The sequence below is a fragment of the Aminobacter niigataensis genome (genome assembly GCF_946995915.1).
GTDB classification, from domain to species: domain Bacteria; phylum Pseudomonadota; class Alphaproteobacteria; order Rhizobiales; family Rhizobiaceae; genus Aminobacter; species Aminobacter niigataensis.
The window spans coordinates 879,121-899,374 of the sequence record NZ_OX341517.1 but is presented as its reverse complement, the minus strand read 5'-3'; the positions used below and the strand labels follow the sequence as shown (position 1 = coordinate 899,374).

The following is a 20,254-nucleotide window of genomic DNA, read 5'->3' as shown; positions in this document are numbered from 1 at the left end:
GGCCTCCTTCATTGAAAATTACGCCCCTTGGGCATCACGCTGCTAGCCGTGCGGACAAGCCGGTCGTAGCTTTGCACGACACGCGGGTCCTTTGCCGCCTTCTCGGCAGCGCTTTGCCTGGGCCCCGTCACAGAGGGGAGCGCAGCCTTGTCGTCGGCCGATGCCTGGAGTTCCTCCGACATCGCCGCCAGCCAGTGCGTCAGGTCCTCCATCTTGTCGGCAACGATATGGATGACGCCCGACTCCGTCTGCAGCTTGCCGCTGACGCGGATGAATTTCGATCCCATGATGACGGGCCGGAAACGGTTGAAGACCCGCGCCCAGACAATGACATTGGCGATCGAATGCTCGTCCTCCAGCGTGAGGAAGATGGCATTGCCCTTGCCCGGTCGCTGGCGGACCAGAATCAGTCCGGCAACGGACACGCGCCGCCCGTCGGGCACGTCGCCGAGCCGGGCATTCGGCGTGATGCCGGCACGGTCGAGGTGATGCCTGAGAAAGGCGACCGGATGCGCCTTCAGCGAAAGACCGAGCGAGCGGTAGTCGTGGATGACATGCTCGCCGAGCGGCATGGCGGGCAGATACATCTGCGGCTCGTTATCGGGCAAATGAACTTCCGGCTGGTCGAACAAAGGCAGCATTTCGGCGGCGCTCTTGCCATCGAGCGCCCGCACCGCCCATAGCGCCTCGCGCCGGTCGAGACCGATGGAGCGGAAGGCATCGGCCTGGGCGAGCAACTCGACCTCGCCGACATCGAGCCCCGAACGCAGCCAGACATCGCGCACCGAGGCATAGCCCTTGCCGCGCCGTTCGACGAAGGCGTTCATCTTCTTGTCGCCAAGCCCCTTGATCTGGCGAAAGCCGAGCCGGACGGCGTGGCTGGTCCTGATGACGTCGCGCATCTCGGCGTGGCGCCGCTGGATGCGTTTCGGGTCGAAGCCCGAGCGCTCGAGCCTGCAATCCCAAACGGAATGATTGATGTCGACCTGCCTGATTTCGACGCCATGGTCCTGCGCATCGCGCACCAATTGCGCCGGACGGTAAAAGCCCATCGGCTGCGAGTTGAGGATCGCCGCACAGAAGACGTCGGGATAAAAGGCCTTGAACCAGCAGGAGGCATAGACGAGCAACGCGAAAGACGCGGCATGGCTTTCGGGAAAGCCGTATTCGCCAAAGCCCTCGATCTGCTTGAAGCAGCGTTCGGCGAAGTCGCGCTCATACCCACGCGTAACCATGCCCTCGATCATCTTGTCGCGATGATTGCCGATAGTGCCGGTGCGTTTGAAAGTGGCCATGGCGCGCCTGAGCTTGTCGGCCTCGCCGGGGCTGAAGCCGCCGGCGACGATGGCGATCTTCATTGCCTGCTCCTGGAACAACGGCACGCCCAAGGTCTTGCCCAGGATCGCCTCAAGTTCCTTCTTTGGGAATTCGACCTTTTCCTTGCCTTGCCGGCGCCTGAGATAGGGATGCACCATGTCGCCCTGGATCGGACCGGGCCTCACGATCGCCACCTCGATGACCAAGTCATAGAACTCGCGCGGCTGGAGCCGCGGCAGCATCGACATCTGCGCCCGGCTCTCGATCTGGAACACGCCTAGCGTGTCGGCCCGGCAGATCATGTCGTAGACCCTTTGGTCTTCAGCCGGCAGCGTCGCCAGCTCAAGCGGACGGCCATGGGGATCGCGTTCGTCGTAATTCGCCTCAAGCAGATTGAAGGCTTTGCGCAGGCAGGTCAGCATGCCGAGCGCCAGGATATCGACCTTCAATATGCCGACGGCATCGAGATCGTCCTTGTCCCACTCGACCATCTTGCGCTCGTCCATCGCCGTCTTGATGATCGGCACGATCTCGTCGAGCCGGTCGCGGGTGATGACGAAGCCGCCGACATGCTGGGACAGATGGCGCGGAAAACCCATGATGCCGTTGGCATGTTCGATCACATGCCGAGTCACCGGATCGGCCTTGTCGAGCCCCCCGGCCGCCGTTTCCTTCTCGCCAAGCTCGGACGAATACCAACCCCAGATCGAGCCCGACAAAGCGCCCCTGACGTCGTCCGACAGGCCCATCGCCTTGGCGACCTCGCGCAAAGCCGAGCGGCCGCGATAAGTGACGACGGAAGCCGCGAGCGCGGTGCGCTTTGAGCTGTATTTCTCATAAATGAAGGCGATGACCTCGTCGCGTCGCTCATGTTCGAAGTCGACGTCGATATCCGGCGGCTCGCCGCGTTCCACGGAGATGAAGCGTTCGAAAAGCACGTCGACGATATCGGGCCCGACATCGGTGATGCCGATGCAGAAGCAGATGACGGAATTGGCCGCCGACCCGCGCCCCTGGCAGAGGATATCCCTGGAACGGGCGAACTGGACGATGTCGTGCACGGTGAGGAAATAGCGGGCGTAGTTGAGTTCCTCGACAATGCCGAGCTCATGCCGGATGATCCCCTGCACCTTTTCCGGAATACCATCCGGATAGCGCTTTTTCGCTCCTTCCCAGGTCAGTCTTTCCAATTCCGCCTGCGGTTCGAGACCCGATTCCGTCGGTTCGTCGGGATAATTGTATTGGAGCTCCTTCAGCGAGAAATGCAGGCTTTCGGCGAAGCGCAGCGTCTCGGCCAGGGCCTCCGGATGGTTGCGGAAAAGCCTCGCCATATCGGCTGGCGGCTTGAGGTGGCGTTCGGCGTTCGCCTTGAGCTCGAAGCCGGCCTCGGCAACAGGCACGCTGAGGCGGATCGCCGTCAGCACGTCCTGAAGCGGGCGTTGGCCCGGTGCATGGTAGAGCGCATCATTGGTCGCCATCAGCGCCACGCCTGCCATCGCGGCCATGGTCGCGGCCTGTTCGATCCTGAAACGGTCGTTGCCACCGAAATTCGGCGCGACCGCCAGCCACAAGGAGCTGCCGAACCGCTCCCTGAGGCTGCGCAGGAACGTGACGTCATCTTCCGTGGCGGCCGCGACGTCGGGCAGGACGGCAAGCGACAGCAGGTCGCCCCACTCGAAAAGATCCTCCCGATAGAGAAGCGGCGCACCCTTTTCGCTCTCATCCCGGGTATTGGCCTGGGTGAGCATGCGGCACAGATGCCCCCAGCCCTTGCGGTCTTGCGGGTAAGCAAGCATGTCGGGCGTGCCATCAGCAAAGACCAGGCGACAGCCTGGGTGGTAGGCAAGCCCTTCCGTCTCGGCCATCTTCCAGGCGCGGACGACACCGGCCACCGTGTTGCAGTCGGCAAGGCCGATGGCCGAAAGCCCCAGGAATTTCGCCGCCATCACCAGCTCTTCCGGCGCGGAAGCCCCGCGCAGGAAGGAAAAATTCGACTGGATGCCGAATTCAGCATAGCTGGCGGCGGCGACCGTGTTCATGCGAAAACCCCATGCAGGAACCAGCGTGGGGCTGGAGCCTGCGCACCGTACAGGCCCTGCCGGTAGAGCCAGTAGCGGCGGCCATCGGCATCCTCGACCCGGTAATAATCCCGCGTCGGCGCATCGGTTTCTTCGCGCCACCATTCGGGCGCGATCCGTTCCGGTCCCTCGGCACGCGCGACGCGGTGCAAGGCACGGCGCCAGCGGAAATTTTGCGGCGGACCATCCGGCACCTCGGTCAAGGGAACATCGATCGGCTCTGGCGAGCGAAACAGGCGGATCGGGCGCTCCAGGCGGGCCGGCCTGCTGGCGGACCCGCTTTTTGCCTTGCCCACCTTTGCCAATGTCTTCCTGTCTTCTTCCTGCGCGTAAGAAGCGACCGCCGCGGCCCGCTCCGGCAGATGGCTTGCGGCAGGAACAGGTTCGAGGATGGCGGCCTCGCCAAGCCTGGCCGTCACGCGATCGGCGAAGATGGCCAGCTCTTCGCCAGTGTCTTCGATTTCGCCGGCAAGGTCGCCTTGCCGCGCATCGAAGCAGGCCGTCGAAAGCGCCGAGAGGCGAACGAGGTCAAAGCCGCAGCCGGCATCGATGGTCTCGCCAAGCGCGGTCAGCCGTTCATGGAACAGCTTGCGGACCAGGCTGGGTTCGCGGATCGGGCGCGACGCCCCGACCGTGATGCGGCTGACCATGCCGTCGACCCTGAACAGCAGGAGTTCGAGCGCCCGAGCCCCTTCCTCCCGGCGTTCGAGATCGACCTTGAGTGTGGCGGCAAGCAGGCCGACCAGCCGCTCGACATCCTCGATGAGCGACAGCGGGTCGGCAAGATGCCGCTCGACCGAAAGCGGGGCTACCGGCAGGCGCGGCGAGATCGCCTCCTCGAGCCGGCCGAGCGTCTGGTCGAGACGCTCGACGAGTTCAGCCCCGAAGCGGCGGACGAGCGGCGCGCGCGGTCCGTCCATGATCGCGCCGACGGTGCGCAGTCCGACGCTTTCGAGGCTCGCCTTCGTCCTGGCATCGACCCTGAGCGCCGACAGCGGCAGGCGGGAAAGAAAATTGCGCTCGCCGCCCGGCGCAATGATCTGGCCGGCGGCGAAACGCGCTGCCGCCCAGGCAGCGCCTGGCGTCGAGGCAAGGCCGGCGCGGACATCGAAACCCTGATGGAAGAAACGGGCCATGAGATCGGCAAGCAGGGCCTTTTCGCCACCGAAGAGATGGGCGCAGCCGGTGATGTCGAGGAACAGGCCGTTTTCGCCGTCGAGCGCGACCAGTGGCGTGTAGCGGTCGCACCAGTCGGCGAGGCTTTCGAGCAGCCGACGGTCGGCTTCGGGATCGGCCTCGACGACGTCGATCGAGGGGTGCATGGCGCGCGCTTCGGCAATCCCCATTCCCGGCCTCAGCCGCAGTGCTTCAGCCTGCTCGTCGAGGGCGGCGATGCGCTGGGTGTTGTTCTCCCGATGGCTGACCACCAGAGGCTGGTTCGGCCGCTGGCCTGAACGCCACGACCGTCCCAACCGCCGCCTGAGGATCCGCTCGGCTGCGAGATGGGGAAACCACAGCGACACGATCCTCTGGGCTGTGTCTTCTTTCTTCGAGGGTGTGTGCATCGGGGTTCCATTCCAGAATGAATTTGCCGGGAAGCGCCGTGCGGCTCTTGCCGATTTCGACCGAGATGGCGGGCGGGCCGATGGAACCGGCAAGCGGACCGGCGACGGTATGGCGAAGCGATGCCGGGGCCGGCGAAGCGATGAGCCTGACGGGCGCTGCCGTGGCCTCCGGTTCAGCCGACTGTCGCAGCAGGAGCACCGGCCGGCCCGCATCCTGCGCCCGGCGGTGCAGCCGGCGCGTCGCCGTGAGATCCAGGCTGCGCGGGTTGCCGCGCAGTTCGACGATGACGGCGGCAAGCTCGCCGATGCGGGCGGCTTCCTCGGCGATCCACAGTGCGTCGGCGGGCTTGGGCGCTTCGGCAAAAAGCAGGCGTTCCGGCGCGAGGCCAAAAAGCCAATCCAGTCCCGCCGCATAAGGAAGCCCGGCCTCGCGGAAGATTTCGGCGGTGCCGATCCACAGCACCAGTGCCCCCGGCTTCTGGCTGGCTTTGAGCATCAGGCTGACGAGGCATAGCGCCAGGCCCGCAGCCGCCCCCGCATTGCGGGTTTCCGTGCCATGGATCTCGGTCAGCGCGGCTTTGGGCAGCCCGCCGCCCAGGGCCTCGTCGAGGCGCTCGACACCGGTCGGCAGGAAGAAGTCGCGCGCCGAGGCAACGCCGTTGCGTCGAACCAGGACGCCGGCGGGCGGCCGGTTGTCGGAAGGCGACACCAGCAGCTCGGGCAGCGTACCCTCGATCTTCGCTATCTTCTGGCGCAGGGCAAAAACGACGTCCCGCGCCACGGCGCTGGTCGCCATGTCGATCTGCCTCCGGCTAATTGTTCCCGTTATGTTCTTATAGATTCCAGAGGCTCTGATCAGAGTCAAGCCGATTCATGGGGAATTTATTCCTCTCCCGGAGGCAACCCGCTCACCGCTTATTTATCGCCCGGGCGGCAAAGGCCTCGTAAGCGAAGCGGTGAAAGGCTATATGCCCTCAAAAGGAAGAATAATGGCCCGCATCTACAAGACCCGCGCCTGGCACGACCAGCTTTCGCCCTCGATCGAGGAGATGGAGCTCCTGGCGCTCGAATCCTATGCCCACCTGCCGGAGGAGTTTCGCCAGCTGACCGGCGAGGTCGTCATCCAGCTGGCGGAATTCCCCACCGACGAGATCATGGACGACCTGTCGCTGGAAACGCCGTTCGACCTGCTCGGGCTTTTCGAGGGGCGCGGCATCGCCGAGCGCTGGAACCCGCAGACCGGCGAAGGCCCCAACCGCGTGACGCTCTACCGCCGCGCCATCCTCGACTACTGGGCCGAGAACGAGGAGACGCTGGGCGACATCGTCACCCACGTGCTGATCCACGAGATCGGCCACCATTTCGGCCTGTCGGACGACGACATGGAACGGCTGGAGGAAGCCGCCGAATAGGCGGCGAACCAGCGCCGAAAATCAGAAATCGCTGAGCTTGATACCGGGGTCGTATTCGACGCCTTCGACGTCCTTCACCACGGCCTGGCCGCAGCGCATGGTCTTGCTGTCGGCGTCGAAGGAATAGGTCGGCGAGCCGAACAGGTGCCAGCCCTTGTTCACCGCTGCCGTGACCTTGTGGCAGAAGGTGGCATCGTCGGGACCGGTCAGGAAGCGGTAGAGTTTCATTTTTCGTCTCCCGTCATCTCGGCGATCATCGCAGCCCTCGCCAGCATCTTCTCGGCCTGCACCAGGTGCAGCCGCTCGACCATCCTGCCACCGAGCGAGATTACACCGCGCGAGGCATTTTCGGGAAGCGCGAAGGCGCCGACGACAGCGCGTGCTTCGGCAAGTGCTGCGGCCGATGGCGAGAATGCCGCATTGGCCGGGCCGATCTGTGCCGGGTGGATGACGGTCTTGCCGGAAAAGCCCATGGCCGCGGCCTCGCCGCACTCATCGGCAAAGGCGTCCAGATCGCGGAAATCGTTGGAGACGCTGTCGAGCATGTCGACGCCGCCGGCGCGGGCGTAAAGCACCATCTGCAACAGCCACGGCTGGAGGTAGCGGCGGTCGGGCGTGATCATCACCCCGGTATCCTTGGCGAGGTCGTTGAGCCCGGCGATCAGGCACGACAGCCGGGCCGAAGGATCGCGGCCGAGCTCGGCGATGGCCGCCAGGTTGACCAGCGCCCGCGGCGTCTCGATCATCGCCCAGAGTTTCAGCGTGTCGGGGGCGTCGGCCTCGTCGAGCACGTCATTGGCTTCCAGCAGGTCGCGCGGCGTCTCGATCTTGGGCAGCACCACCCCGTCGGTGGCCCAGCCGCTCGCCGCCGCAAGATCGTCAGCACCCCACGCACTTTTCAGCGAATTGATGCGCACGACATATTCGCGCGCGCCGGCCGGCCTTTCGGCGAAGAATTTGGCCAGCCTGTCGCGCGCCGCGGCCTTTTGCTCGGGCAGCACGGCATCCTCCAGGTCGAAGATGACGGTATCGCAGGCAAGCTGCGGCAGCTTGGCGATGGCCTTCTCGTTGGTGGCGGGCACGAAAAGCGCCGAACGGCGCGGGCGGGAGACAGAATGTGACATCTGGTCTTCTTGCCCGGCAATGCTGGCCCTTGCAAGGGCTTGCCGGGCAATGCGGTAACTGCTTTTGTCCTCCATCATAACAGGACGGGAACACTTCATGGCACGCTACGACGTGGTCATCATCGGCGGCGCGATCGTCGGCAGCTCGGTCGCCTATTATCTGCGCGACGAGGGTTTTACCGGCTCGATCGCGCTGATCGAGCGCGACCCGCAATTCGCCCATTCGGCAACGACGCTGTCCTGCGCCTCGATCCGCCAGCAATTCTCGATCCCCGAGAACATCCGCCTGTCGCAATTCACGCTCGGCCTGTTCCGGCGGCTGAAGGACGAGTTCGGCGCCGACGCCGACATCGGCTTCCGCGAGGGCGGCTACCTGATCCTCGCCGGCGAGAACGGCCTGCCGATCCTCAAGGCGAACCACCAGGCGCAGATGGCCGAGGGCGCCGACATCGTGCTCGAGGACGCCGAACAGCTGGCCAAGCGTTTTGCCTGGATCTCGACCGAGGGCATTTCCGCCGGCGCCTATGGCCGCACCGGCGAAGGCTGGTTCGACGCGCATGCCATGCTCGGCCTGTTCCGCAAGGCGCTGAAGACCAGAGACATCGACCTGATCACCGCCGAGGTGACCGGCATCGAGCGGGAGCGCAACCGCGTCACAGCCGTCACCCTTGCCAATGGCGAGCGCCTGGAGGCCGGCACCATCGTCAATGCCGCAGGCCCCAACGCCGGCAACGTCTCCGCCATGGCCGGCATCGCGCTGCCGGTCGAGCCGCGCAAGCGCAACGTCTTCGTCTTCGAGGCGCGCGACAGGTTCGCCGACATGCCACTGATGGTCGACCCCAGCGGCGTCTATGTTCGCCCCGAGGGTTCGGTCTACATCACCGGCGGGGCCGAGAGCGAGGACGGCGAACAGGCCGCCGACCCGCAAGACTTCAACCCCGACTGGGGCCTGTTCGAAGACGTGATCTGGCCTGTGCTGGCGACGCGCGTGCCGGCCTTCGAGGCGATCAAGGCGACGCAGGCCTGGGTCGGGCACTACGACTACAACGCGCTCGACCAGAACGCCGTCATCGGCCCGCACCCGGAAGTCGCAAACTTCATCTTCGCCAACGGCTTTTCCGGCCACGGCCTGCAACAGGCGCCCGCAGTCGGCAAGGCGCTGGCCGAGCTCATCGTCCATGGCGGCTACCGCTCGATCGACTGCTCGGCCTTCGGCTACCAGCGCATCGCCGAGGGCCGGCCGTTCCGCGAGCTGAACGTGATCTAGGGTTTCCGGCACCTGCCCTCATCCCGAGTCTTTTCGCCCTCATCCTGAGCCTGTCGAAGGATGAGGGCGCTCCATTCGCCCTCGCCCCTGGGCAAGGGACCCGCATTGCCTCTCTGGATATCCTGCACCGAAATGGGCTTCGCCCCTGTCCCGGCATGGATCCCCGTAACCCTGCGCGGCTTCGCCGCTTCGGGCACGAGGATGACGAGGAAAGGGGGCGTCGTCGCCAATCGCCAACGCTGGCAATTGGCGAGAATTCCAAGGCATCCAAGGCATTCGTCATCCTCGGGTCGTGCGAGCGCAGCGAGTGCGGAGATCCCGGGGACCCATGCCGCGACGGGAATGAAGCCCATGTCAGTGCAAGCACTGCCCTTCTTCGCCCTCGCCCTTGGACAAGCCCACCCTTCGACTGGCTCAAGGTGGGGAGCGCGCACGAAAATTCCGCCGGCCTGGCGCACCAGCCGGATTTTCCAAGGGAAGCCGACGCATGAGGCGCGCCTTCTTCAGTAGTCTGATTGCGGCCCGCCACCATGCGTCCGCCCGTGCTCTTGCCCCACCCTCGTGCCGTCGGTCGCATTTTCGCGCCACGGCTGGCAAGGCCTCGGCTTGGGAGCTCAACACCCGGCAACGCCACCGTCAGTGCCGCCAGCCAAGACACCGTCCACCCTCACCGGATCCCCGGTGCGCACAGGCTTTGTCAGCCCGCCAGCCCGTGCCGAAATCCATCAAGATCAATGTAGCACAACGTCAGAGGGCACCCCGCAATAGGTCAAAAAGGCTATCTGTTCGCCGAAGTCGTGTCAGCGTAACGTGCCGCTAGGTAGTTGGGGGGCCCAATGAACCGGTGGCTCGGCGTTTTATTACTCTTGGTCTGTTCGAGTAGTGCGGTCCTGGCAAACGAAGAACTGCTGGGTCGCTGGACTGGAGGCCTTACCTGCGGTCCAGATAAGAACCTCCCGTTGACGCTATCCATCACCGAGGCCAGGAATGGGAAGCTGAAGGGCGTTTTCGAGTTCCGGTCCGGGTGGCACAAGGCAAAATACCATGTCGTCGGCACGACCACGTCGACAGGCGCGTTTCAGTTGGATCCCGGACCATGGATCATGCAACCCACCGGCTTCCGAGCCGTCGGACTGCAGGGACAGGTCGCTCGTTTCGGTAGCCGTCCCATGATCCAGGGGACGCTCCTCGATTGCAAAGGCGGATCCTTTACTGCTTTTTTGCAGCCACCGCCCGAAGAGCCACCGCCGCCCCCTCTAGCAGAAATGTTCGACCGAAAAGGTCCCCAGTGGATAAAGGCTGTCCGCGATCGAGTCCAAGAATACGTCAGGAAGCGTGTGGACAAGCCGCGCTGGTGGAACCAACTCGAACGCGAAGTTGGATTCAGCAAAGTCGATCAAGCGACCAGGGAGACGCTGCTGGCGGAGGTTAGGGAAGCGCGGGCCGATGTCCGAGCCGATGCTCTCCTGCAAGAACTTGCATCTGGCCCGAAGGAGTTTCCTCAGGGCATAGGAAGGGCTCTCTTTATTTTCCGACAGGCACAGACGTCAGAATGGCCCGACAAGACCAAGCTTCGGGTCTACAAAGCCTGCCAAAAACAGGTAGCTGAAGTACTCCGGCCCAAGTTGACGGAGATTGCGGCTTTGGCAGCAAACCTGCCCACCACCTTGGAAGGTCTGGCAGAGGCCCGCGCGGCAATTGCTCCGATGGAAGACTATCGACATTCTCTCGAACAGGCGTTTGGAACTCTAGACCAAGAAAACCTGCTGTCTCCCATGTTGAAACGGATTGCAGAACTTGAATTGAATCCGGCCATAGCAATTGCATTTCGCGAAGCGCTGGCGGTAGCGCGACAACAATCTGACCCCCGCACAGCGACCGAGAACGTCATTTACAATGTCCTTGGTCAGGCAAGTTCGTCATATCCGCTTGCCGCGATCGCGGCGGAAGGGCGGAAACTGGCCGCATTGGCTGAGGTTGTGGTCGAGAGCATCGCAAGTGAAGAGGATCGCTCCGAACCGAGTGCCAGTGACATGGCAGCCTATATGTTCACCCTCGTAGAACGCTTCAATGCACCGTTAGCAGCAATGCGATGCGCTCCGGGGCAGCATGATGTGACCGACCTGCCCAGATGTCAGTTGGGAGAATTGGAAGCCAGACTGAAAAAAATTGTCAAGTCTGGCTGCCGGGCAGAGAAGCCAGGCCAACAATATGTCTGCGATTTCGATCAGTATTCGCAGCTCGTCTACTTCCGCACGGGCGAGCCTCCGATGGACAGCTTTGCACTGTCGACTCGCTTCCCTGGAGGGCGCATGGAGGGCCCGCAAAAGGTACGTTTTGTCCGCCAGGTTCTTGGTGGAGGATGGGTCGGCTCGCGCGCAAGTCCCGAATAGGCGGGCAATACCCCTCCGGCTGGTCAGCCGACGCGCCCTACAGCAGCACCGCCACGCTAGGCCGGCGGGTGGTTTCCGTCAACAATGCAGGCGAAAGGCGCTGCGCCGGCAGGACTCGTTGTCCGCCGGATGATCACCTGTCCCGCCCGGAAGATGGTCCCGGGTGAAGCGGGTGGCTACGCCGCTGGCTTCTTGCGGCGCGCCGGCTTGGCCGGGGCTGGCTCCTGGGTTGCCTCGATGGCAAGCCGTGCCGCCCGAAGCCGCGCGGTCTTGGCCTCGCGTGCGATGACCTCGGCATGGAGGATCGAATGCGCCACCCGGGTGGTCATGTCGCCCTTTGCTTCGGCCTTGTTCTGCGAGGGGACAAACAAATTGTCCTTGGTGATGGAACTCGCCATGCGGTTTCTCCTGAAACGAAAAAGGCCGGGAACTCCCGACCTTCTCCTGATTGCCTCGACGGCCGATGCCAGTTCATCCGTGGTCAGCGGCCGGAAGCAATGCGTTAGGCAGCCTGAAGATTCTCGGCTGCGTTCTTGCCGCTGCGGTTGTCGCGCACGACGTCGAAGTTCAGCTTCTGACCCTCGACGATGGTGCGCATGCCGGCACGCTCGACGGCCGAGATGTGGACGAACACGTCCTGCTCGCCGGTGTCGGGTGCAATGAAGCCGAAACCTTTGGTGGCATTGAAGAATTTAACGGTACCAGTAGCCATGACGAAACCTTTCAATCGACATAGTGAAGTATTCGCCGAGCAGAATGCAGGGCGATGTTTTCCGATCGATTTTGAGGGGGAAGATCGTAGAGGCGCCAGGCGCGCGGAACAAAGTTCTACAGCAAGATCGATTGGTCCAATATAGTGCTCAATACGACAATAGCAAGGCTGGCCCGAAAAAGGGCGGCACGACGGCCTTGCAATCGCGAACCCGGCACCCCACATAGGCTTCATCGGCGAGCTTGCCGGGAGCGAAACGCGCATCGGGATACGATGACCGGGTTTTGCCGCGAGCCGCTGCATTTGCCCTGATTGACGGCATGCCGACCACGGATGTACCGGCAGCATGACAGGTCTCAGGAGCCAGAGGGAAGCGGGCATTGCCCGCTTTTTTCTTGTCCGGCGTTTGCCTTGCCACTACGGCAACTTCCCTTGATCCTGATCAATGTCCTGCGCACCGTGACGTATAGGGGTAGGCAGACGGCGCCAGCGAGGGAGGAAGCTATGGCAGACGTGAAGGGAACGGCGCAGCCGCAGGGCAAGCGCCCGGGCGCGCTGCCGGAGGTGCGGGCGTTGACGGTCGCCGACATCAGGCAGAGCCTGGCGGAAGGAGCGGCCGACTTTGCCCGCTGCCCGGCGGTCGGGCTGATGATCGGGGCCGTGTTCATGGTCATCGGCATGGCGATCACGGTGTCGCTGCTGGTGCTGCACGAACCCTGGCTGATCTATCCCTTCGCCATTGGCTTCCCGCTGGTCGGGCCGTTTGCCGCCGTCGGCCTCTACGAGGTCAGCCGCCGGCTGGAGGCCGGCCAGGCGCCCACCCTCGGCGAGGTGCTCAGGGTGATCTGGGCCCAGCGCCGCCGCGAGGTGTCGTGGATGGCCTTCGTCATGCTGTTCGTGTTCTGGATCTGGATGTACCAGATCCGTCTGCTGATCGCGCTGATCCTCGGCCGCATGTCGTTCGCCACGCTCGACCGCTTCGTCGACGTGGTGACGACCACCAGCGAGGGCTGGATCTTCCTCGGCATCGGCCATGTCGTCGGCGCAGCACTCGCGCTGGTGCTGTTTTCCATCACCGTGATCTCGATCCCGATGCTGCTCGACCGCGAGGTCGATTTCGTCACCGCCATGATCACCTCGGTGCGCACGGTACTGGCGAGCCCCGTCGTCATGCTGGGCTGGGGCCTGGTGGTGACGCTTGCGGTGCTGGCCGCCTGCGTGCCGTTCTTCCTCGGCCTGCTGGTGGTGCTGCCGGTGCTCGGCCACGCGACGTGGCATCTCTATCGCCGCGCGGTGGTGTAGGGGGCGGCGAGGCCCCCCATCCTTCGACAGGCTCAGGATGAGGGGAGAGCGCGGCGAAGCTCAGTTCCAGGCGGCACCGGCGACCTGGCGGACGGCGGCGTTAAGCCGGTTCCAGACATTGATCAGGCCGATCGAGAGGATCAGCGCCGACAGCGTCTTCTCGTCATAGTGGCGCGCGGCATCGGTCCAGACGTCGTCGGGCACCGGGTCGGCCTTGTCGCTCACGCGGGTGACCGCCTCGGTAAGCGCCAGCGCGGCGCGCTCGGCCTCGCTGAACCACGGCGTGTCGCGCCAGGCGGCGACGGCGAAGATGCGCTCGTCCTTCTGGCCGGCCTTCCTCAGTTCGAGCGAGTGCATGTGGACGCAGACGCTGCAGCCGTTGATCTGACTGGCGCGCAGGTGGATCAGCATGCGCGTCACCTCGGGCAGGCTGTCGATTTCGGTCGCCTTGTTGAGCGCCTGCAGCGCCTTCAGGGCTTCGGGCAGGACGAGGGCCGGGTTGTTCATGCGGGCTCGCATTTTTCGCTTCCTTTCGCGGTCGGGTGCGGTCGATGGTGACGCCGCCGGCCACGTGACGGGTCTCTGTCACATCGGCCAGGTTTCGTTCGTCATCGCCATGACGTATGCCGAAGAGGAGACGTGACAGATGAACGACGAAAATTTTCTGAGCGAGCGATTTGCCGCCAATCGTGGGCATTTGCGCGCCGTGGCCTACCGCATGCTGGGCTCGGCCAGCGAGGCCGAGGACGCCGTGCAGGAGACCTGGCTGAGGCTGGTGCGGACCGGCGCCGGCGACATCGACAATCTCGGCGGCTGGCTGACCACTGTCGTGGCCCGCGTCTGCCTGGACATGCTGCGCCAGCGCAAATCGCGGCGCGAGGATCCGCTGGACGTCGAAGGGCCGGACGAGGTCGCCGACGATGCTGCCGGCATCGACCCCGAGCGCGAGCTGGCGATGGCCGACGCCGTCGGGCTGGCGCTGCTGGTGGTGCTGGAGAGGCTGGCGCCGGCCGAGCGCATCGCCTTCGTGCTGCACGACATGTTCGACCTGTCTTTCGACGACATTGCGCCCATCGTCGAGCGCACGCCGGTTGCCGCGCGGCAGCTGGCCAGCCGCGCCCGGCGGCGCGTGCAGGGCAGCGACGAGGCCGGCGCACCCGACCGGACGCGGCAGCGAGAGGTGGTGGACGCGTTCCTTGCGGCATCGCGCGGCGGCGACTTCGCCGGCCTGCTGGCCGTGCTCGACCCCGACGTGGTGTTCCGCGCCGACGCGGCAGCGGCCCGGCTGGGCTCGGCCGCCGAGCTGCGCGGGGCGCAGGCGGTGGCGCAGAACTTCAAGGGCCGCGCCCAGGTCGCCCGCCCGGCACTGGTCGACGGCTCGATCGGCCTGCTGATCGCGCCGATGGGCAAGCTGCGCGTCGTGCTGGCCCTCAAGCTCGACGGCGACAGGATCGTTGGCATCGACGCCATCGCCGATCCGGATCGGCTGGCGCAGCTGGACGTGGCGCTGCTGGCTTAGTCGATCGTGGGAGGTCGGCGACAGAGCGCCGACCTCCCACGGGACTCACTTCATCAGATGCTTGGCCACCGCTTCATAGGCCGGCAGCGAGGTCGGGTCGTTGGCGGCATTGCCGGCGGTGGGGTGCGACGAGAAACGGGCGATGACGACGCGCGCCTTGGGATCGATGTAGAGCGCCTGGCCGTGCACGCCACGCGCCATATAGGCGCCGTGGTCGTTGTTGGTGATCCACCACATGCCGCGATAGCTCCAGCCCTTGAGCAGTGCATAGCCGGCTTTTTCGAACGCCGCCTTGTCGCCGCCGGCACGGATGCGGGCGATCGCCGCTGACGGCACCAGTTGCTGGCCGTTGAAAGCGCCGTTGTCGAGCAGGATCTTGCCGAGCCGCGCCATGTCGCGCAGGCCGGCGTTGAAGCCGCCGCCGGCAAAGGACGTGCCGGTGGAATCGACGGTGTAGTAGGCGTCCTGCTCGGCGCCCATTTTGCTCCAGATCCGCTCCGACATGAACTGGGCGACCGACTGGCCGGTGATGCGCGCAATGATCCAGCCGAGCGCGTCGGTGTTGATGGTCTTGTAGCCGAAGGCCGTGCCGTGCTCGCCTTCCTTGCGCACCGTCTGCAGGTATTCGAAATAGCTGCGCGGGCCAGTGTAGCCTTCCGGCTTGGGCAGCGGGCTGCCGGCAGCCGAATAGACCCAGACGTCGGCGTTGGGATCGGCATAATCCTCGCTGTAGCGCAGGCCGGTGGTCATCTCGAGCACCTGCCTGACGGTTGCGTCGCCAAAGGCGCTCTTGGCGAGTTCGGGCACGACTGATGCCACCTTGGCGTTTTCGTCGAGCTTGCCTTCGGCCACCAGCATCTCGCCCATCAGGCCGGTGAGCGACTTGGTGACCGACATGGCGCCGTGCTGGCCGGCATCGTCGAGGCAGCCGAAATAGCGCTCGTAGACGATCTTGCCGTCATGCATGACGACGATGCCGTCGGTGTAGTTGGCGGCCAGCGACTGCTCCCACGTCATTTCGGCGTCGCCGCCGAGCGGGGTGAACTTCACCGCGTCGATGGTCTCGTCCAGCTCGCGTTCGAGCGGCGCCGGCGCGCCGAGGCCGCGGCTGACATTGACCGTCGGCATCAACTGGCGGAAATGGCACACCGTCCAGCGCATCTTGGGAAAGCTGAAATAGTCGGGATCGGTGAAGCGGATGATCTTGTCCGCCGGCGGCGGCGAACCGACCATCCAGCCGAGCTTGACGGGATCGGACTCTGCGGCTGACAGCACTTTTGCCTCCTGTGCCCAAGAGATCGACGGGGTTGCCACGGCAAACATTGCCGCGACCAGCGCAGCGCCCGCGAAACCGCCCCTGACTGCATCCAACCCAGCTTCAGAAATTGACGACGACATTGGCGAAGGCTCCTGTCCACACCGGTGCATCGAAACTGACGACGGAGTCGGCTCCGGGACCGGGAAATGAAACGCTGAACCCGGCGGTGAAATAGGTGTTGGGATTCAGCACGCGGTTGTATTCGATGAAAAAGTCGTCCGACAGATGCTTGGCGGAGACGCCGGCGACCGGATTGGGCACGCCGTTGATGATCTCGAGATGCGTGCCCTGGCCGAACTGGATCGGGCTGCGCAGTTCGTTGGCGCTGATATAGGCGTAGCGCAGGGTCAGCGTGTCGATCTCGGTCGGCGTAACGCGCAGGCTGAGCTGGTGGGCGTTGACGTTGGAATTGATGAACACCATCGACGACTTCGAGCCTGTCGACCAGGAACTCGGGCTGCCCTCGTAGTAAAGCGGGTCGAAGCGCTCCAGACGCGACGTCGACGGATCGTCGCCGGAGAATGTCTGGTAGGAATAAGCGATCGTCGGTGCCCACGAGTATTCGGCGAAGGTGTAGCCGACCTGGACGCGGCCGCCCCATGCCCGCATGTCGATGCGGTCGTTCCATTGGTAGGCGAAATCGCCGGCGACGAACAAATTCTCGAAACTGTCGCCGAACGGCATGGCGCGGCCGTAGACATTGACGAAGTTCAGCCCGTCGCGGCCATTGGCAACCAGCGTCGGCACCCCGATGCCGCCGGGCGCGGCCTGCGGGTAAGGCGAGTCGGATTGCAGCACATGGCCGAAGGTCATGCCGGCAAAGGTGTCGGACTCGCCATCGTAGCGGAAATCGCCGCCGACGATCCTGGTCTGGGTGTCGCTTTCGTTCAGCTCGTTGGCATCGAGATAGAATGCCGTGGCGGTGAAATCGTCGAAGCCAAAACTGCCGATCGAAGCCATTTCCCAGGCCTTGCGCGGGCCGAGCTTGAGCGCGCCGCGGTCGAAGCCGCTCGACCCGCCATTGGCGAGCAGCATGCCGGTGCCGGCCTTGAATGTGCGGGGACCGACCGAGAGATCGAAGGACGGATCGCTGTTTTCGTCCGAGCGCAAGCCGAGATAGCCCTCTTCCAGCGTGACGCGGCCAGTGTTTCCGGTTGCGTAGGCATCGATGCCGAGCGTGCCCGAGGCAACGGCCGAGACCTTGCCATAGGCCACCAACCCGCCCAGGTCCTGGGTGAAGCTGAGGCCGGGCAAAATGTAGCCTTCGAGCCAGGTCGGATTGGAATTGAACCCGGCCGACGGTGCGAATGTATCTGAATAGTTCCAGAACACATTGTGTTCGGTCACCACGTTCAGGCCGGCCTGAAGATGCATCCGGATCATCAGCCCGTCATGGTCGAGCAGCAGCATGCGGTCGTCGGCGGCAAGCGCGCGTTCGGAGGCGAGGAGGCTTGCGGAGACCAGTGCTGCGCCCGCCCAGCCGAGAATCCGCCATTTCCGCTGCCTGGTCTTGAGCCTCTGCGGGCGGACCTGCCCTTGCGCGGCCCCTGGGTCGATGTCGCTGCCCCTAGCCCCCATCGTTGCATGGCCTCCGAATGTGCGCCGCGAGCCGAAGCAGCCAGTCTGTGATTCTCGACTTTACGGCGAGCGAGGCGGAAACGGCAAGGCGAGGCGGCGACATCCGCCCGGCGACGTGTCGCATCCGTCACTTTTAAGCGACGTCGCTTGTTGAACCGTTCCCGGAGGCGCACAATCCACGGCCGCGACGGAAGAGGAGGTGTCACTCCATGGGAGGAATGCACCATGAACGACTTGAGCCTAACGACGCTGGATGGCGGCATGGCGATGGTCAGTGCCACGACGCTTGACGCCTTTGCTGCCAGCCTGCGCGGGGAAGTCCTCAATGCCGGCGACGCCGGTTATGACGAGGCCCGTACCATCTGGAATGCCATGATCGACCGCCGGCCCGGGCTCATCGTGCGCTGCGCCGGTGCTGCCGACGTCATCGCCACGATCAATTTCGCACGCGACAACAAGCTGCTCGTCGCCGTGCGCGGCGGCGGCCACAACATCGCCGGCAGTGCGGTCTGTGACGGCGGGCTGATGATCGACCTCAGCAAGATGAAATCGGTGCGCGTCGACCGTGTCGCACGGCGCGTCTGGGTAGAGCCCGGCTGCACGCTGGCCGACCTCGACAAGGAAACCCAGGCGTTCGGCCTCGCGGTACCCACCGGCATCAACTCGACCACCGGCATCGCAGGGCTGACGCTCGGCGGCGGTTTCGGCTGGACGACCCGCAAGCTCGGCCTGACCATCGACAACCTGCTATCGGCCGACGTCGTGACCGCCGACGGCGAACTGGTGCGGGCGAGCACGGCCGAGCATCCGGACCTGTTCTGGGCACTGCGCGGCGGCGGCGGCAATTTCGGCGTCGTGACGGCGTTCGAGTTCAAGCTGCACAAGCTCGGGCCGCAGGTGCTGGCGGGGCTGGTCGTGCATCCCTTCGACGACGCCAGGCATGTGCTCGCGGAATACCGCGCAGCGCTGGAGGATGCGCCCGACGAACTGACCTGCTGGACCGTGGCGCGGCAGGCACCGCCGCTGCCGTTCCTGCCGGCAGACTGGCATGGCAAGGAGGTGCTGGTGCTGGCCATGTGCTACAGCGGCGATCTCGAAGCCGGCGAGAAGGCAACGGCTGCCCTGCGCAGCATCGGCAAGCCGATCGTCGACGTGGTCGGCCCGAACCCGTTCACCGGTTGGCAGGCGGCCTTCGACCCTCTGCTCCAGCCCGGCGCGCGCAACTACTGGAAGAGCCACGACTTCATCGAACTGGCCGACGAGACGATCGACATTCTCGAAGGCGCGATCAGGAACCTGCCCGGGCCGGAATGCGAGATCTTCATCGGCCATGTCGGCGGCGCCGCCGGGCGGGTGGCGACGGATGCCACCGCCTTCCCGCAGCGCAACGCGCATTTCGTCATGAACGTGCATGCACGCTGGCGCGAGGCGAACATGGACAATGCCTGCATCGACTGGGCCCGCGACATTTACGAAGCGGCGCGGCCGCAGGCGGTGGGCACCGCCTATATCAACTTCATGCCGGCGGATGAGGCCGACCGGGTCGAAGCGGCCTATGGCAGCAACTATGCCCGGCTGCTGGAGGTGAAGCAGAAGTACGACCCCGACAATTTCTTCCGCATGAACCAGAATGTGCGGGCCAAGACCGCACGCAAGGCGGCCTGACCCCCCGGAGGCGTGCCGGTTTCAGCCGGCACGCTGCTTCTGCCCATGAGTCATTCGCGGCGCAGGCTTGACAGACGGCTTTATCCTTCATAACCACATTGTTATAGACAAAGGTTGTGAAATGACGCCGTCCGAACGCCTCGACGCCACATTCACGGCTCTCGCCGATCCAACGCGGCGGGCGATCCTTGCACGGCTGATGCAGGGAGAAGCCTCCGTCATGGAGCTGGCCGAGCCATTTGCGATGAGCCAACCGGCGATTTCCAAACACCTGAAGATGCTGGAGCGGGCCGGGCTGATCTCGCGCGGCCGCGATGCCCAGCGGCGGCCCTGCCGCATCGAGGGCGAGGCGCTGGCTCAAGTGACCGGCTGGCTCGAGGACTACCGCAAGGTCTGGGAAGGCAACTTCAAGCGGCTCGACACCCTGCTGGCCGAATTGCAGGCCAACCAGGGCAAGGCCTGACGCAGCAAGGCCAGGAGGAAACGACGATGAAGCACAGGCTGGAAGTGACGACGCCGAGCGACCGCGAGATCGCCATGACCCGCGTCTTCGACGCGCCGCGCGACCTGGTGTTCGACTGCTGGACCGTTCCCGCGCTGCTGAAACGCTGGATGACGGGGCCGGACGGCTGGTCGTTTGCGGTCTGCGACGTCGACCTGAAGGTCGGCGGCAAGTATCGCTTCGTCTGGCGCCACGAGGACGGCCGCGACATGGGCATGACCGGCACTTATCGCGAAATCTTCCGGCCGGAAAGGATCGTCAGCGTCGAGCTGTTCGACATGGACTGGACCGACGGCGAGGCGCACTCGACGCTGGTGTTGACGGAGAAGGACGGCCGGACGATCTCGGTCAACACCGTGCTCTACAGCTCGCGCGAGGCGCGCGACGGCGCGATCGCCATCGGCATGGCCAAGGGTGTCGAGGCGGGCTACGACCGGCTGGACGGCGTCCTGGCGGAACAGGTCGCAGCGAAGTAGGGCGGGCGCGGGCGCACGTTCTTTGA

Annotated in this window: 19 protein-coding genes; 9 read left to right on the top strand and 10 right to left on the bottom strand. The window is 64.7% G+C overall.

What is annotated here, in order from left to right:
- Window positions 1-8: 8 nt before the first annotated feature.
- The 3 genes from O1Y97_RS04230 to O1Y97_RS04220 are packed head-to-tail and all read right to left on the bottom strand — an operon-like array spanning window position 9 to window position 5,756.
- Window positions 9-3,356, bottom strand: coding sequence for an error-prone DNA polymerase (locus tag O1Y97_RS04230; RefSeq protein ID WP_318763198.1), 3,348 nt, complete (start codon window positions 3,354-3,356; stop codon window positions 9-11).
- Window positions 3,353-4,822, bottom strand: a complete 1,470-nt coding sequence (locus O1Y97_RS04225) for a DUF6504 family protein (RefSeq protein ID WP_318763197.1) — start codon at window positions 4,820-4,822, stop codon at window positions 3,353-3,355. Before O1Y97_RS04225 ends, O1Y97_RS04230 begins: the two co-directional genes overlap by 4 nt.
- The gene (locus tag O1Y97_RS04220; RefSeq protein ID WP_318763196.1) at window positions 4,764-5,756 is read right to left on the bottom strand and encodes an ImuA family protein; all 993 of its coding nucleotides are present in this window, start codon (window positions 5,754-5,756) and stop codon (window positions 4,764-4,766) included. The genes O1Y97_RS04225 and O1Y97_RS04220 overlap by 59 nt, the downstream gene beginning before the upstream one ends.
- Window positions 5,757-5,949: 193 nt before the next feature.
- Between O1Y97_RS04220 and O1Y97_RS04215 the strand changes: the two genes are divergently transcribed.
- A complete protein-coding gene (locus O1Y97_RS04215; protein WP_108606224.1) occupies window positions 5,950-6,372 on the top strand; it encodes a metallopeptidase family protein in 423 nt (140 codons plus the stop codon).
- Between the two features lie 21 nt (window positions 6,373-6,393).
- Here O1Y97_RS04215 and O1Y97_RS04210 read toward each other — a convergent pair whose 3' ends face one another.
- Together O1Y97_RS04210 and O1Y97_RS04205 are read right to left on the bottom strand one after the other, a co-directional pair.
- Window positions 6,394-6,600, bottom strand: a complete 207-nt coding sequence (locus O1Y97_RS04210; protein ID WP_108606223.1) for a DUF1737 domain-containing protein — start codon at window positions 6,598-6,600, stop codon at window positions 6,394-6,396.
- Window positions 6,597-7,496, bottom strand: a complete 900-nt coding sequence (locus tag O1Y97_RS04205) for an HpcH/HpaI aldolase/citrate lyase family protein (protein ID WP_183263384.1) — start codon at window positions 7,494-7,496, stop codon at window positions 6,597-6,599. The genes O1Y97_RS04210 and O1Y97_RS04205 overlap by 4 nt, the downstream gene beginning before the upstream one ends.
- 97 nt (window positions 7,497-7,593) lie before the next feature.
- Between O1Y97_RS04205 and O1Y97_RS04200 the strand changes: the two genes are divergently transcribed.
- Window positions 7,594-8,763: an NAD(P)/FAD-dependent oxidoreductase gene (locus O1Y97_RS04200; RefSeq protein WP_318763195.1), complete on the top strand. Its 1,170-nt coding sequence runs from the start codon at window positions 7,594-7,596 to the stop codon at window positions 8,761-8,763.
- A gap of 836 nt (window positions 8,764-9,599) precedes the next feature.
- Window positions 9,600-11,156 (top strand): hypothetical protein, encoded by a 1,557-nt coding sequence (locus tag O1Y97_RS04195; RefSeq protein WP_318763194.1) that lies wholly within the window; start codon window positions 9,600-9,602, stop codon window positions 11,154-11,156.
- Window positions 11,157-11,332: 176 nt separating this feature from the next.
- Here the strand turns inward: O1Y97_RS04195 and O1Y97_RS04190 are convergent, their stop codons facing one another.
- Window positions 11,333-11,554 (bottom strand): hypothetical protein, encoded by a 222-nt coding sequence (locus tag O1Y97_RS04190; RefSeq protein WP_108606220.1) that lies wholly within the window; start codon window positions 11,552-11,554, stop codon window positions 11,333-11,335.
- A gap of 104 nt (window positions 11,555-11,658) precedes the next feature.
- Entirely contained in the window at window positions 11,659-11,868 is a 210-nt protein-coding gene (locus O1Y97_RS04185; protein ID WP_108609632.1) for a cold-shock protein, read from the bottom strand.
- 504 nt (window positions 11,869-12,372) lie between these two features.
- Here O1Y97_RS04185 and O1Y97_RS04180 point away from each other — a divergent pair.
- Window positions 12,373-13,170, top strand: a complete 798-nt coding sequence (locus tag O1Y97_RS04180; RefSeq protein ID WP_318763193.1) for a DUF2189 domain-containing protein — start codon at window positions 12,373-12,375, stop codon at window positions 13,168-13,170.
- Between the two features lie 60 nt (window positions 13,171-13,230).
- Here O1Y97_RS04180 and O1Y97_RS04175 read toward each other — a convergent pair whose 3' ends face one another.
- Window positions 13,231-13,689 carry a carboxymuconolactone decarboxylase family protein gene (locus O1Y97_RS04175; protein ID WP_318763192.1) on the bottom strand — a complete coding sequence of 153 codons (459 nt, stop codon included), beginning with the start codon at window positions 13,687-13,689 and terminating at the stop codon, window positions 13,231-13,233.
- Between O1Y97_RS04175 and O1Y97_RS04170 the strand changes: the two genes are divergently transcribed.
- Window positions 13,676-13,813: a hypothetical protein gene (locus O1Y97_RS04170; RefSeq protein WP_318763191.1), complete on the top strand. Its 138-nt coding sequence runs from the start codon at window positions 13,676-13,678 to the stop codon at window positions 13,811-13,813. The two genes, O1Y97_RS04175 and O1Y97_RS04170, sit on opposite strands and share 14 nt — an antisense overlap.
- A 3-nt stretch (window positions 13,814-13,816) precedes the next feature.
- Entirely contained in the window at window positions 13,817-14,689 is an 873-nt protein-coding gene (locus O1Y97_RS04165) for a sigma-70 family RNA polymerase sigma factor (protein ID WP_318763190.1), read from the top strand.
- Between the two features lie 45 nt (window positions 14,690-14,734).
- Here O1Y97_RS04165 and O1Y97_RS04160 read toward each other — a convergent pair whose 3' ends face one another.
- Together O1Y97_RS04160 and O1Y97_RS04155 are read right to left on the bottom strand one after the other, a co-directional pair.
- A complete protein-coding gene (locus O1Y97_RS04160; protein ID WP_318764144.1) occupies window positions 14,735-16,012 on the bottom strand; it encodes a serine hydrolase domain-containing protein in 1,278 nt (425 codons plus the stop codon).
- A gap of 55 nt (window positions 16,013-16,067) precedes the next feature.
- Complete coding sequence (locus tag O1Y97_RS04155; protein ID WP_318763189.1) at window positions 16,068-17,585, bottom strand: alginate export family protein; 1,518 nt, start codon at window positions 17,583-17,585, stop codon at window positions 16,068-16,070.
- Window positions 17,586-17,810: 225 nt separating this feature from the next.
- Between O1Y97_RS04155 and O1Y97_RS04150 the strand changes: the two genes are divergently transcribed.
- From O1Y97_RS04150 to O1Y97_RS04140, 3 genes are all read left to right on the top strand, one after another.
- On the top strand, window positions 17,811-19,250 hold the full coding sequence (locus tag O1Y97_RS04150) for an FAD-binding oxidoreductase (protein ID WP_318763188.1): 1,440 nt from the start codon (window positions 17,811-17,813) through the stop codon (window positions 19,248-19,250).
- 121 nt (window positions 19,251-19,371) lie between these two features.
- Complete coding sequence (locus O1Y97_RS04145; RefSeq protein ID WP_318764143.1) at window positions 19,372-19,713, top strand: ArsR/SmtB family transcription factor; 342 nt, start codon at window positions 19,372-19,374, stop codon at window positions 19,711-19,713.
- Window positions 19,714-19,739: 26 nt separating this feature from the next.
- Window positions 19,740-20,228 (top strand): SRPBCC family protein, encoded by a 489-nt coding sequence (locus O1Y97_RS04140; protein WP_318763187.1) that lies wholly within the window; start codon window positions 19,740-19,742, stop codon window positions 20,226-20,228.
- The last annotated feature ends 26 nt before the right edge of the window (window positions 20,229-20,254 follow it).

Coding starts and splice junctions, on each gene's coding strand:
- O1Y97_RS04180 (WP_318763193.1), top strand. CDS start 12,373: ATGGCAGACGTGAAGGGAACGGCGCAGCCGCAGGGCAAGCGCCCGGGC.
- O1Y97_RS04185 (WP_108609632.1), bottom strand. CDS start 11,868: ATGGCTACTGGTACCGTTAAATTCTTCAATGCCACCAAAGGTTTCGGC.
- O1Y97_RS04215 (WP_108606224.1), top strand. CDS start 5,950: ATGGCCCGCATCTACAAGACCCGCGCCTGGCACGACCAGCTTTCGCCC.
- O1Y97_RS04165 (WP_318763190.1), top strand. CDS start 13,817: ATGAACGACGAAAATTTTCTGAGCGAGCGATTTGCCGCCAATCGTGGG.
- O1Y97_RS04175 (WP_318763192.1), bottom strand. CDS start 13,689: ATGCGAGCCCGCATGAACAACCCGGCCCTCGTCCTGCCCGAAGCCCTG.
- O1Y97_RS04210 (WP_108606223.1), bottom strand. CDS start 6,600: ATGAAACTCTACCGCTTCCTGACCGGTCCCGACGATGCCACCTTCTGC.
- O1Y97_RS04160 (WP_318764144.1), bottom strand. CDS start 16,012: ATGTTTGCCGTGGCAACCCCGTCGATCTCTTGGGCACAGGAGGCAAAA.
- O1Y97_RS04155 (WP_318763189.1), bottom strand. CDS start 17,585: ATGGGGGCTAGGGGCAGCGACATCGACCCAGGGGCCGCGCAAGGGCAG.
- O1Y97_RS04150 (WP_318763188.1), top strand. CDS start 17,811: ATGAACGACTTGAGCCTAACGACGCTGGATGGCGGCATGGCGATGGTC.
- O1Y97_RS04140 (WP_318763187.1), top strand. CDS start 19,740: ATGAAGCACAGGCTGGAAGTGACGACGCCGAGCGACCGCGAGATCGCC.
- O1Y97_RS04190 (WP_108606220.1), bottom strand. CDS start 11,554: ATGGCGAGTTCCATCACCAAGGACAATTTGTTTGTCCCCTCGCAGAAC.
- O1Y97_RS04195 (WP_318763194.1), top strand. CDS start 9,600: ATGAACCGGTGGCTCGGCGTTTTATTACTCTTGGTCTGTTCGAGTAGT.
- O1Y97_RS04170 (WP_318763191.1), top strand. CDS start 13,676: ATGCGGGCTCGCATTTTTCGCTTCCTTTCGCGGTCGGGTGCGGTCGAT.
- O1Y97_RS04145 (WP_318764143.1), top strand. CDS start 19,372: ATGACGCCGTCCGAACGCCTCGACGCCACATTCACGGCTCTCGCCGAT.
- O1Y97_RS04230 (WP_318763198.1), bottom strand. CDS start 3,356: ATGAACACGGTCGCCGCCGCCAGCTATGCTGAATTCGGCATCCAGTCG.
- O1Y97_RS04200 (WP_318763195.1), top strand. CDS start 7,594: ATGGCACGCTACGACGTGGTCATCATCGGCGGCGCGATCGTCGGCAGC.
- O1Y97_RS04205 (WP_183263384.1), bottom strand. CDS start 7,496: ATGTCACATTCTGTCTCCCGCCCGCGCCGTTCGGCGCTTTTCGTGCCC.
- O1Y97_RS04220 (WP_318763196.1), bottom strand. CDS start 5,756: ATGGCGACCAGCGCCGTGGCGCGGGACGTCGTTTTTGCCCTGCGCCAG.